The following is an 11,485-nucleotide window of genomic DNA, read 5'->3' as shown; positions in this document are numbered from 1 at the left end:
GTTCTCGTTGACTGGGCGTAAGCTCAGGCAGGGAACGCAGGATACGGGCAAAAGCTGAACTATCCATAACGGGCCCTCTCTATCAAAGAGTTACCCTAATTATAGAACCTCAACAGTTAACGCAGACACAGCCTAAAAAAACGCCGCCCCGGAGGGCGGCGTTTGTTGTTCTAAAACAGCATCACTTCTGCTTGGCGAGTCGGGTCCAGTCCACCATGTCCAGGGTGATGTTGGCGGACTCCGCCAGCAGGTAATCGTTATCCTGCTCATCACTGTCGGTCTCCGGCTCATCGTCCAGGGACTTGATCGGCTCCTCACCATTTCGCGCACGGCGCTCATTGATGCGAGCCAGTGACTGGTCGTCCTCGTCCTGCTCCTTGGCTTTGCGCTCGGCCAGCACCAAAGACACGTAGCCTTTGTCCTTCTCCACCCGGTAGGTGGCGATATCCTCTGCCAGGTAACCAAACTCCGGGTTGGACTCGGTGCGCTTCACATAGTTGTCGCTGAGGCTGGACACCATGGTTTGGGGCACCAGGTTCAGAGACTGATAGCTGGCCTTGGGCACGGTATCCCACGGCAGCGCATTGCCCTCCTGGGACTCACCATACTCACCGGGTTCGAAGAAGCTGGGGAACTCAATGTCCGGGGTGACCCCTTTGATCTGAGTACTGCCGCCGTTGATACGGTAGAAACGGGCAATGGTGTACTGCACGTGCCCCATGGGCTTTTCAAACAGGTCGTAAGACTTGCCCAGGCTGCGGTGCTGCTGAACCGTCCCCTTACCGAAGGTGGGCTCACCAATCACCATGGCACGACCGTAGTCCTGCATCGCCGCGGCGAAAATCTCGGACGCAGACGCACTGTAACGGTTCACCAGCACAGTCAACGGACCGTCGTAGCTGATGCGGCCATCGCTGTCCCGGTTGATGTTGATGCGGCCACGCTGGTCGCGAATCTGCACCACCGGGCCCTGAGAGATAAACAGGCCGGTCAGCAGGGTCGCTTCAGACAATGACCCCCCACCGTTGTTGCGCAGATCGATGAGAATCGCTTCGACGTTTTCCTGCTCGAGCTTCTCCAGCTCCTTGGACACATCCTGGCTGATGTTCACGTAGAAGCTGGGGATCTCGATAACACCGATACGACGGCCCTGGTTGGGACCCTCATTGGGCACATAGACCTCGGACTTCACCGCGCGGTCTTCAAGCTTCACCTTGTCGCGGACAATCACCACCGACTTGGGCTTGGCGTTGTTACCGCCCTTCTTAGGCAGAATTTCCAGGGTCACCTTGGTGCCCTTGGGGCCCTTGATGAGATCCACCACGTCATCCAGACGCCAGCCAATCACATCCACCGGCTTCTCACCTTCCTGACCCACACTGATGATGCGGTCTTCGGGTTTGACGCCACCGCTCTTGTCCGCTGGGCCGCCGGGCACCAGGGAGCGGATGGTGGTGTAATCATCCTCCACCTGCAGTACGGCACCGATGCCTTCCAGCGAGAGGTTCATCTCGGTCTGGAAGCGATCCGCATTGCGGGGAGAGAGGTAACTGGTGTGAGGCTCAATGGTGTACGCAAAGGCGCCCATCACGTTCTGGAACACATCTTCGCTGTGAGTCTGACTCAGACGCTTGAGGGCGTTGTTATAACGCTTGCCGAGGATCTCTTTGATCTCGGGCCACTCTTTGCCGGTCATCTTCAGGTTCAGGGCGTCGTTCTTAACGCGCTGACGCCAGAGTTCATCGAGCTGGGCTTCATTGGAGGCCCAGGGAGACTGTTCACGGTCGAAGTAGTACTTGTCGCCCTCTTTGGTGAAATCAAAGGGGCTCTCCAGAAGCTTCAGGGCGTAGCTGAATCTCTGGTAGCGCTTGTCCAGCGCCTGCTGATAGATGGCGTAGGCGTCTTTCATCTCACCTTTGGCAATCAGGCTGCCAAAGGTGTTGCGATACTTGCGGAAACCGTCGACGTCGGCCTGGGTAAAGATGCTCTTGTTGTAATCGAGCTGCTCCAGGTAGCGATCAAAGATCTCACCGGAAAACGCCTGATCCATGGCGAACTTACGGTAATGGGAACGAGTAAACAGATTGGTGATCCGTTTGCTGGCGACCTTATGCTGCGCCTCCTGGTTAAGGACTGGGATCTCCTCCTCAGAGATGACCGGGGAGAGGGCCAGGGCCTGGACACTGAACAGCGCGCCAGTGAACAAGGTGGCCAATGTTGTCATCTTGAGACTCGTTTTCACCATAAGTGCTTTACTCCTTAAAGCCGGCCCGGATTAGATGCGGATGTGGGACGCTTTAACCTTAATGGTCATCCCGGAATCCAGGCGAACCTGAACGTCATCTTTGTTGATGTCGACTACCACACCGTTTGCCGGAGCTCGACCCAGCTGAACTTTAACTTTCTGGTCCACGCTAAGGGCATCGGCCTCGACACTCTTCAGTTCGGGGCGCGGTTTAGCGGGACGTTTGGCTCCTTCAGGCTTGCTGCGAGGGGCGCCGGAAGGTTTACCCTTCAGCTTAGACCGTTTATTTGCCGCCGGGGTTCCTTTGTCACCCTGAGGCTTTTGCGCGGCCTTGCGCTCCTTGGCGCGCTCCTGGCTCTCTTTCAGCGCCTGCTGAGCGTGCTCGACGTGTTGAGCGTCGATCTCGCCACAGGGGTTACCCTCCAGGTCCACACGCTGAACGCCCTCTTTAATGGAACGCAGGTAACGCCAGCTGTTGGTGTAGCGACGCATCGCCTGGCGCAGCTGAGTCTTGCTTACGCGCTCATCCTCTGCCAGGTTCTCCGCCAGCTCCTGAAACAGGCCGATCTTCAGCGGCTTGGCATCGCCTTCCTGACTGAAGCAGTTAGGGAACTTTTCACACAGAAAGGCGATTACCGCCTTGATGTCGGAAAGCTTGGTTTGGTTCTCAGTAGTCATCAAATTCATCCTGACCCGAACTGTTGTTGAAATGCTCGTAGAGGGAATCGACAAACCCCTCGATCATCTCATCATCCAACTCCGTAAGTTCGGGATTGTGTTGCCAATAGGGCCAGATGGTTTCCAGCATCGCTTCCAGGGAAGCGGGATCCATGTCGTCATCGGCCGCGTCATAAACTGCATGATAGAGGCGATTGAGGTTATCTGCCGCCAGTTCCTCTTCGCCTTCCCAATCACCCACCCCTTCGGGGTCGGCTAGGTAGCTGTGAATGGTTACCAGCTCCTTCACTTCAGGCCCACCTTTTCCAGGTGTTGTTCCAGAGCAGAAACCAGGGTTTCAAAACCCACACGCTCCTCCTCTTTAAACCGGCCATGTACCGGGCTGTCGATATCCAGCACTCCAATCACCTTCCCCTGACAGTGCACAGGCACCACAATCTCAGAGTTACTGGCGGCATCGCAAGCGATGTGTCCCGGGAAGGCATGCACATCTTCCACCAACTGAGTTGCGTCCTGTGCAACGGCAGTACCGCACACACCGCGCCCTACAGGGATGCGAACGCAGGCGACCTGCCCCTGGAATGGCCCCAACACCAGCGTATCCTGATCCTCCAATAAATAAAATCCGGCCCAATTGAGGTCGGATACGGAGTTGAATATCAGTGCGGAGATATTAGCCAGGTTGGCGATGAGATTGGGTTCACCCTCGATTAGCGCTTCGGCCTGTTTAGCCAAAGTGGCATAGGGATTCTGATTGGAACTGGACATCTTTTCGGCGGTTCATTCACATAAGGTTGTCATTAACCCAGTTTCTGCCAAGTCAGTCAAGCCCGCAACACTGGTTCGACCAAATTTACCGGGGTATTTGGGTAAAAAGTGACGAATTTGCCATTGAGTTCGCTATCATAGGGGAGTTAATCACAGCTAAGTGGCGGTAAACTTTGTCAAATTGCTCCATTTTGTGCCCGCATTGCGACCAGATAGTCCGTCGCCGTGCCCTGCCCAAAGGGATGAGACTGTTCTGTCCACGCTGCCACAGTCGGCTGGTGGACTCGCCTTACTGTGATCTGGACGCCCTGACCGCCCTGGTGATCACCGCCCTGCTGCTGTTCATTCCCGCCAATCTGTTGCCTATTCTGGAGGTAACCCTGCTGGGCAGCGTGCGCCAGGCCACCATTGCCTTTGGCGCCGTCATCACCTTCGAGCAGGGGTTCTGGCTGGTTGGCACTGCCATCTTTGTCGCCGGAGTGTTGGCCCCCCTGCTGCTGCTGACCTCAATTCTGATGCAGTTGGTGTTGCTTAAGCTGGGCAGAGGCAAAACCGCCCTTCGACAATTGATCAAGTGGCACCCCATGCTGGATGAGGTGGCCATGCTGGAGGTGTACCTCATCAGTTTCTTCGTGGCGGCATTCAAACTGGGCGACTTTGCCGACCTGCATTACGGCTGGGGAACTTTTTGCTTTATGCTGCTGTTTATAATGGTGTTCTACGTGCAGTATGAATATAACCGAGACCTGATGTGGCAGAAGTATGAAGAGCAATTCCTTCTCTGAGCGGGGCATCGACCGCAACTGGATCCTGTGCCGGGGCTGCCACAACATAGTGGTGGTAACCGATTACTGCCCCCGCTGCCACACCCGGGTCAACCCACGACGTCCCCACAGCCTGCAATACGCCTGGGCACTTCTGCTGACGGCGGTGATCATGATCTTCCCGGCCAACTTCTACCCCATCACTCAGGTAACCAATCAGGGGGTAACCGGCTATGACACCATCTTCAGCGGCATCATCTCTCTGGTGGAATCTGAGATGGTGGGGATCGCCATCATTGTCTTCATTGCCAGTATCCTGGTGCCGGTGATGAAGATCGTGGGTCTGACCATCATCTTGCTGGCGGTGACCCTGAAGTTGCGACTCTCCAGGCGCTGGCTGATGATCTTCTACCACGTTATCGAATTTATCGGCCGCTGGTCGATGCTGGACCTGTTTGTCATCGGCATCGTCGCCAGTCTGATCAACATGGGGCAGTTGCTGGATGCCAAGCCGGCGCCCGCCGCCACCTTCTTTGCCATGGTGATCCTGTTCACCCAACTGGCCGCCAAATCCATCGACACACGCATACTCTGGGACCTCGAATATCACGATGAACAATGACCAGTCAGCCCGGGTGCGACGCAAGCGTCTGCTCTCCCCCATCTGGATCCTGCCCATACTGGCAATGGTACTGGGCGCCTGGCTGCTTTTCACCTACGTCAAGCAGCAGGGTACCGAGATCACCATTCGCTTTCCCGATGCCAACGGCATTGAGGCCCGTAAGACTCTGGTGAAGTACCAGGGCCTGGTGGTGGGCATGGTGCAGGAGGTGTCCCTCAACTCGGATCGCCTGTCGGTCAATGTTACCGTCAAGATGGACCACACGGTGGACGATTTGCTCAGGGACCAGACCCGATTCTGGCTGGTCAGTCCCAAGGCATCATTGACCGGCGTGGAAGGACTGGACGCCCTGTTCTCCGGTAACTACATCGCCATGAAGCCAGGCGAAGGGGACAGGCTGGTCCGGTTCGAAGCGGACATCATGGCCCCCACCTCCGAGGAGGACTCCACCCTGATTCAGCTGATTGCCGATAAAGGTGGATCCCTGGACGCCGGCTCCGGGGTCTACTTTCAGCAGATAAAGGTGGGTAGTATTCTCCAGTCCAGACTGGATCCCCAGAGTAAAAAAGTTCGGGTCACCGCCCAGATCGATGCCAACTACGCCCCTCTGGTGAAGGAGAGCTCCCACTTCTGGAACGTATCCGGCCTCTCCGCCAACGCCTCCCTCGCCGGGGTCAAGCTGGAATTGGAGAGCATTGCCAGCCTGCTGACCGGTGGTGTCGCCTTCGATTCCCCGGAAGCCAGTCCCCAGGCCAAGAGTGGCAGCAGCTTCCGGTTGTATGAAAACCGCGACGCCGCCACCCAGGATCACTTCGTCGACTTTGACGCCGCCAGCGCCGAAGGGCTTAAGGTGGGCAGCAAAATCCGGCTGTTGGGAGTGGACGTGGGCGAGCTCACCGATATCCGGGTCAGCGGTAACCGGGTGTCGCTGACCGGCGCCATCCGTGACAGCTACCGCCACATCCTGGTGTCCGGTACCCGCTTCTGGCAGGTCAAAGGACAACTTTCCCTGCGGGGCGTCCGCAATCTGGGCAACCTGGTGCTGGGCGACTTCATTAACGTCTCTGTGGGCAGCGGGGCCCCTCAGGATCAGTTCCTCCTGGAAGACAACAAGCCGGATGAAGCCCGTCAGGGTCGGGCCGTCACCCTCCACAGGCGAGATGCGGCCGGCCTGAGTGAGGGCGCTCCGGTGCACTACAACCAGCTCCAGGTGGGGGAAGTGCTGAGCCTGGGCCTGGACCAGCAGGACAGAATCAGCGTTAAGGTCTGGCTGAATGCGCCCTATGACGCCTTGCTCGGGAGTGACAGTCAGTTCTGGCTGACCCAGGGTGTTCGGGTTCAGGCGGATCTGTCCACCCTGACCGTGGAGGCCGATCCGCTGCAGCAGCTTATCTCCGGCGGCATCGCCTTCTCCAAGGGCAAACCGGACACACAAGCTCGCGAAGAGGGCTACCCGCTGCTGGACCGCCCCGGCTCAGAGGCGTCCCCAGAGCCCCTGTGGCTCAGACTTACCGCGGACCAGGCCGATGGCCTGGCCCCGGGGGCGCCGGTTTACTATCGCCAGTTGGAGGTAGGCCAGGTTGAGAAGGTGCGTCTGGCCGACGACGGCTTCCAGATCAGCCTCACCCTGGACGGTGATTACGCCAGGCTGTTTTCCAACGCCAGTCGATTCTGGCGCTATTCCGGCGTACGTATCCATGGCTCTTTTGCCAATTTCGAGGTGGACACCGCCGCGGCCATGGCGCTGCTGCGCGGGGGTATCGCCTTCGATAACCTCGAGGGGATGGCACAGCCTCAACGGGATCGCTGGCTCTATGCCAACCGTGATGATGCGCTGACCCCCGCCATGCGTATTCAGATCACTCTGGACGCCGATGCGGACCTTCAGCCCGGCGCCCCGGTGAAATATCACCAGCAGACTCTGGGCAAAGTCGAACGGGTCAGCCTCAACGCCGAGCTGTCGACCCTGACCGCGACCCTGGCTCTGGACCCCAAGTGGGAGGACCGTTTTGCGGTTGAGGGCGCTCGTTATTACCTGGGCGAAGCGGAGATCGGCTTCGGCGGCACCAAGAATCTCTCCAACCTGGTGCTGGGCAACCATCTGGCTGCCCTGCCCGGCCCGGCCGGATCTGCCGCGCAAACCCGGTTTACCGCCCTGGCCAACGAACCTGCTCCTGACGCACGCGCCCAGGCACTGCGCCTGGTGCTGACCCAGCCTCAACTGGGCTCGGTCCGCATCGGTAGCCCGGTACTCTACAGGCAGATCCCCGTGGGCAAGGTGGTCAAACAGGGACTGGCTGACGATGCGACCCAGGTTGAGATCACCATTGAGCTGGAGCCCCATTATCGTCACCTGGTGAATCGCTCCAGTCGCTTCTGGAACGCCAGTGGCCTGACGGTGAAACTGGGGCTGTTCAGCGGCGCCGAGATCCACACCGAGTCCCTGGACACCCTGCTGATGGGTGGCATCGCCTTTGCCACTCAGGAGGGCACCGACGACAGTAACCGGGCCTCCACTCTGGACCGATTCCCCCTCCATGAAAACTCGAGGGAGAGCTGGCTCGAGTGGAAACCTGTGTTCTAAACCTGAAAAGGCCCGCCAATGGCGGGCCTTTCTGTCTCTGAACCAATACCCTTACCCGTAGAACAGATAGGCAACGGCTATGGCTGTGATTATGCCGGCCAGATCGGCGGTGAGGCCACAGGCCACCGCATGGCGTCCATTGCGTATCCCCACAGAGCCAAAGTAGACCGCCAGTACATAGAAGGTGGTCTCCGTCGAGCCCTGGAACATCGCCGCCAGTCGCCCGGCAAACGAGTCGGCACCGTGGTGGTTCATGGTTTCCACCATCATCGCCCTGGCGCCGGAGCCGCTCAGCGGCTTCATCATCGCCGTGGGCAGAGCGTCCACGAAGCGTGCGTCCACCCCCAGGGCGGCACACAGGGCACGGATGGCATCAAGCAGCGCTTCCAAAGCCCCGGAGCCCCTCAGCCAACCGATGGCCAGCAACATCGCCAGCAGATAAGGCAGCAGGGTGACCACCAGCTTCACCCCCTCCCCTGCACCACTGACAAAGGCATCATAGGCGTTGATGCCCCGGTACCAGGCCAGCCCCAGAAACGCCATCACCACGGCAAAAAGCACCAGGGCACTGGATTGGGTGGAGAACTGCTGCAGCCCCTCGGCAGAAAGGGTGATCAGATAGGCCACCAGGGCCAGCAAACCGGCAACCAGGCCACCGCCCCACAGCAGCACCACCCGATCCAGCAGGTTGATGCGCTGCACCAGTGACACCGCCAACAGCCCCGCCAGGGTCGAGGCACAGGTGGCCAGCAATATGGGTATGAACACATCTGTCGGGTGTGCGGCCCCCTGCTGGGCACGGTACATGAATACGGTCACCGGCAGCAGAGTCACCGAGGAGGTATTGAGGACCAGAAAGAGGATCTGGGCATTGGAGGCCATGGAGGGGGTGGGATTGAGGCTCTGCAGATCCTTCATCGCCTTGAGGCCCATGGGGGTGGCCGCATTGTCCAGGCCAAGGGCATTGGCTGCCAGGTTCAGTGTCACCGACCCCAGGGCCGGATGCCCCGCAGGCACTTCGGGCATCAGCCTTGAGAACAGCGGTGTCAGCCATCGGGACAGGGCCTGGATGAGGCCAGTCTGTTCACCGATGCGCATCAACCCCAGCCACAGCGCCAGTACCCCGAGCAGACCGATAAGGATCTCCACCGAGAGCTTGGCCATATCAAACAGGCTGGCGATCATCTGCGGCAACACCTGATCGTTGCCCAATATCAGCCATTGCCACAGGCCACCGGCCCCTCCCAGAAAAAACAGCGCCAGCCACAACCGATTTAGCACCCGAGCATCACCTTTTTCATTTTTGTCTGTGCTATATTTGCCGCCATTTTCCATCAGCCGGAAGCCGTTATGGCGAACATCAAGCAGGAATTCCTCAACTCTATCAGTGAGATTTTGCCAAGTCACCTGAGCCTTGAGGAGTTTGTCCATTACAACAGCCAACCGCTGCGCCCCTCGATCCGCATCAACACCCTCAAAACTGACTGCGACAGCTTCATCGAGAGGATGACCCCAAAAGGCTGGCACTTCGAAGCGATCCCCTGGTGCCCACAAGGGTACTGGCTGAGCCGGGACGATGAGAGTGTGCAACTGGGCAACACCCTGGAACACCTGGCCGGACTGTTCTATATCCAGGAAGCCTCCTCCATGATGCCCCCCTTTGTGATGGCCTCGCTGATCGACGCGCCGGATACCCTGCTGGACATGGCTGCGGCCCCAGGATCCAAAACCACCCAGCTGGCAGCCTGGATGGACAACCGTGGCCTGCTGATGGCCAACGAATACTCCTCCTCCCGCCTCAAGGGCCTGCACGCCAACCTGTGTCGTATGGGCGTCGCTAACACGGTACTGACCCACTTCGATGCCCAGGTGTTTGGCCACACCCTGCCAGAGACGTTTGACGCCATACTGCTGGACGCCCCCTGCTCCGGCGAGGGCACCCTGCGTAAGGACCCCGATGCCCTGAGCAACTGGAGCCTGGAATCGGTAGAGAGTATCGCCGAGACCCAGCGGGGACTGATTGAGTCCGGCTTTCACGCCCTGAAGCCCGGCGGCCTGATGGTCTACTCCACCTGTACCCTGAGCCGCCAGGAGAATCAGCAGGTATGTCTGCATCTTAAATCGCGCTTTGGTGACGCCGTGGAGTTTGTGGATCTCTCCTGCCTGTTTCCTGATGCCAGCAAGGCAGTGACACCGGAGGGCTTTCTGCACATCTGGCCGCAGATCTACGACAGCGAAGGCTTTTTTGTCGCTGCCCTGCGTAAAACCGCCTCTGTAGAGAGCGAGCACCGTCCACCGAGGTTGGGCCGTTTTCCCTTTACCAACGCCACCCGCAAGCAGACGGAGGCATTGCGAGACCACCTGCAATCTACCTTTGGCCTGACCCTGCCCGCCGGTGAGCTGATGGCCAGGGACAAGGAACTTTGGCTGTTCCCACAAGGCTGTGACCGTTTCATTCCGGCCATTCGCATGCAGCGTCTGGGAGTCAAGTTGGGCGAGGAGGCCAAACATGGCTTCAAGGTCAGCCATGAAACGCTGATGCTGCTGGGGGCTGAAGCCAGTAAGGCAGTGGAGCTCAGTGACGATGAAGCGGTTACCTACCTGATGGGCAGAGACCTTCCCAGAGACAACGGAGCCGAAGCCAAGGGGGAGATACTGGTTCGCTGGCAGGGCGTGCCCCTGGGGCTGGCCAAGTGGGTGGGCAACAAGCTGAAAAACTCACTACCAAGGGAGCTGGTCAGGGACAATGTCGCCAAGGTTTGACCCCGGTGTGGCGTTCCCTGTTGCCATAAAGGTCGGATCAGCGACAAAACATCGTTCATCGCTTGGCGATTGATGAAATCTTGGTCTACCTTTAGTGGAGCTTTCGCAAAGGCGCGGCAACAGTGCGCCCACCAGTTCCCCTAAGCCTGTGACAACTTGGAGTGGTTATGGGCTTTTTTTTTGCGCCTTTTTCAGCGTCCACCAGTCGAACTCGGCTTGAGAGTTCACTTATCCCAAACACAAAAAAAGGAGCCGATGGCTCCTTTTTTCTTAACGACGAAACAGTCTCTTGTAGTTCTCTGCCGTTTGACAGCACAGCTCCTCGTAGGAGCAGTGCTTCAGGTCGGCCACATACTGGGCGACCTCGCGAACATAGGCGGGTTGATTCTGCTTGCCCCGGTAGGGAACCGGCGCCAGGTAGGGAGAGTCGGTCTCCACCAGCAACCTGTCCATGGGCAGCTTGCGCACCACATCCCTGAGCATATCCGCATTGCGGAAGGTCACTATGCCGGAGATGGAGATGTACAGGCCCAAATCCAGGGCGGCACTGGCCATCTCCCAGTTTTCGGTAAAGCAGTGCAGCACCCCTTCCACTCCCTGCCCTTCGCGCAGGATACCCAGGGTGTCCTCTCTTGCATCGCGGGTATGCACGATCACCGGCTTATCCAGCTCTCTGGCCACGTCGATGTGCTCGGCAAAGGCACGCTGCTGATCGGCAATGTTGTCTTTGCTGTAGTAGTAATCCAGACCGGTCTCACCAACGGCCACCACCCTGACATCCTGGGCATGCTGCCTGAGCCAGGCCTGGTCGAATCCCTCCTTGATGTCCAGAGGATGGACACCACAGGAAAACACCACCTCCTCAAATGGCTCGGCCGCCTTGCGCATGGGCTCATAGCCTTTCTGAGAAACAGACACACAAAGCATCTCCTTGACGCCAGCGTCCCTGGCACGCTCCACAACGGGTCTGAGCGACTCAGGGTTGGCGTCTTCCGCCAGGCGATCAAGGTGGCAATGGGAATCGATAAGCACAACTTCACTCCGGAAAATTTCGAAGCGGC

Annotated in this window: 10 protein-coding genes; 4 read left to right on the top strand and 6 right to left on the bottom strand. The window is 58.5% G+C overall.

Translation table 11 applies throughout. The features are described from left to right. Positions 1-181: 181 nt before the first annotated feature. Genes prc through ACN0RV_RS15000 form a run of 4 tightly spaced genes read right to left on the bottom strand, consistent with a single transcriptional unit; the run spans position 182 to position 3,691 of the window. The gene (gene prc / locus ACN0RV_RS15015) at positions 182-2,224 is read right to left on the bottom strand and encodes a carboxy terminal-processing peptidase (protein WP_417348785.1); all 2,043 of its coding nucleotides are present in this window, start codon (positions 2,222-2,224) and stop codon (positions 182-184) included. Positions 2,225-2,275: 51 nt separating this feature from the next. After that, complete coding sequence (proQ, locus tag ACN0RV_RS15010) at positions 2,276-2,923, bottom strand: RNA chaperone ProQ (protein WP_417348783.1); 648 nt, start codon at positions 2,921-2,923, stop codon at positions 2,276-2,278. Continuing rightward, positions 2,913-3,212, bottom strand: a complete 300-nt coding sequence (locus tag ACN0RV_RS15005) for a hypothetical protein (protein ID WP_051215879.1) — start codon at positions 3,210-3,212, stop codon at positions 2,913-2,915. The genes proQ and ACN0RV_RS15005 overlap by 11 nt, the downstream gene beginning before the upstream one ends. After that, positions 3,209-3,691, bottom strand: coding sequence for a GAF domain-containing protein (locus ACN0RV_RS15000; protein ID WP_417348782.1), 483 nt, complete (start codon positions 3,689-3,691; stop codon positions 3,209-3,211). Before ACN0RV_RS15000 ends, ACN0RV_RS15005 begins: the two co-directional genes overlap by 4 nt. A gap of 242 nt (positions 3,692-3,933) precedes the next feature. Between ACN0RV_RS15000 and ACN0RV_RS14995 the strand changes: the two genes are divergently transcribed. Genes ACN0RV_RS14995 through ACN0RV_RS14985 form a run of 3 tightly spaced genes read left to right on the top strand, consistent with a single transcriptional unit; the run spans position 3,934 to position 7,661 of the window. Continuing rightward, complete coding sequence (locus ACN0RV_RS14995) at positions 3,934-4,476, top strand: paraquat-inducible protein A (RefSeq protein WP_417348780.1); 543 nt, start codon at positions 3,934-3,936, stop codon at positions 4,474-4,476. Then, positions 4,454-5,077 (top strand): paraquat-inducible protein A, encoded by a 624-nt coding sequence (locus tag ACN0RV_RS14990; protein WP_417348779.1) that lies wholly within the window; start codon positions 4,454-4,456, stop codon positions 5,075-5,077. The genes ACN0RV_RS14995 and ACN0RV_RS14990 overlap by 23 nt, the downstream gene beginning before the upstream one ends. Continuing rightward, positions 5,067-7,661, top strand: a complete 2,595-nt coding sequence (locus ACN0RV_RS14985) for an MlaD family protein (RefSeq protein WP_417348777.1) — start codon at positions 5,067-5,069, stop codon at positions 7,659-7,661. Before ACN0RV_RS14990 ends, ACN0RV_RS14985 begins: the two co-directional genes overlap by 11 nt. Positions 7,662-7,712: 51 nt before the next feature. Here ACN0RV_RS14985 and ACN0RV_RS14980 read toward each other — a convergent pair whose 3' ends face one another. Then, positions 7,713-8,942 carry a nucleoside recognition domain-containing protein gene (locus tag ACN0RV_RS14980; RefSeq protein WP_417348776.1) on the bottom strand — a complete coding sequence of 410 codons (1,230 nt, stop codon included), beginning with the start codon at positions 8,940-8,942 and terminating at the stop codon, positions 7,713-7,715. Positions 8,943-9,011: 69 nt separating this feature from the next. On the opposite strand from ACN0RV_RS14980, the gene rsmF reads away from it, so the two are divergent. Then, entirely contained in the window at positions 9,012-10,424 is a 1,413-nt protein-coding gene (gene rsmF, locus ACN0RV_RS14975) for a 16S rRNA (cytosine(1407)-C(5))-methyltransferase RsmF (protein ID WP_417348774.1), read from the top strand. Positions 10,425-10,694: 270 nt separating this feature from the next. Here rsmF and ACN0RV_RS14970 read toward each other — a convergent pair whose 3' ends face one another. Continuing rightward, positions 10,695-11,456 carry a TatD family hydrolase gene (locus ACN0RV_RS14970; RefSeq protein WP_417348772.1) on the bottom strand — a complete coding sequence of 254 codons (762 nt, stop codon included), beginning with the start codon at positions 11,454-11,456 and terminating at the stop codon, positions 10,695-10,697. Positions 11,457-11,485: the final 29 nt, after the last annotated feature.

The organism is Ferrimonas sp., assembly GCF_048263965.1.
GTDB lineage: Bacteria > Pseudomonadota > Gammaproteobacteria > Enterobacterales > Shewanellaceae > Ferrimonas.
The sequence above is the reverse complement of the archived record's forward strand: the minus strand, read 5'-3'. Positions and strand labels throughout refer to the sequence as shown.

Coding starts and splice junctions, on each gene's coding strand:
- prc (WP_417348785.1), bottom strand. CDS start 2,224: ATGACAACATTGGCCACCTTGTTCACTGGCGCGCTGTTCAGTGTCCAG.
- proQ (WP_417348783.1), bottom strand. CDS start 2,923: ATGACTACTGAGAACCAAACCAAGCTTTCCGACATCAAGGCGGTAATC.
- ACN0RV_RS15000 (WP_417348782.1), bottom strand. CDS start 3,691: ATGTCCAGTTCCAATCAGAATCCCTATGCCACTTTGGCTAAACAGGCC.
- ACN0RV_RS14995 (WP_417348780.1), top strand. CDS start 3,934: ATGAGACTGTTCTGTCCACGCTGCCACAGTCGGCTGGTGGACTCGCCT.
- ACN0RV_RS14990 (WP_417348779.1), top strand. CDS start 4,454: ATGAAGAGCAATTCCTTCTCTGAGCGGGGCATCGACCGCAACTGGATC.
- ACN0RV_RS14985 (WP_417348777.1), top strand. CDS start 5,067: ATGAACAATGACCAGTCAGCCCGGGTGCGACGCAAGCGTCTGCTCTCC.
- rsmF (WP_417348774.1), top strand. CDS start 9,012: ATGGCGAACATCAAGCAGGAATTCCTCAACTCTATCAGTGAGATTTTG.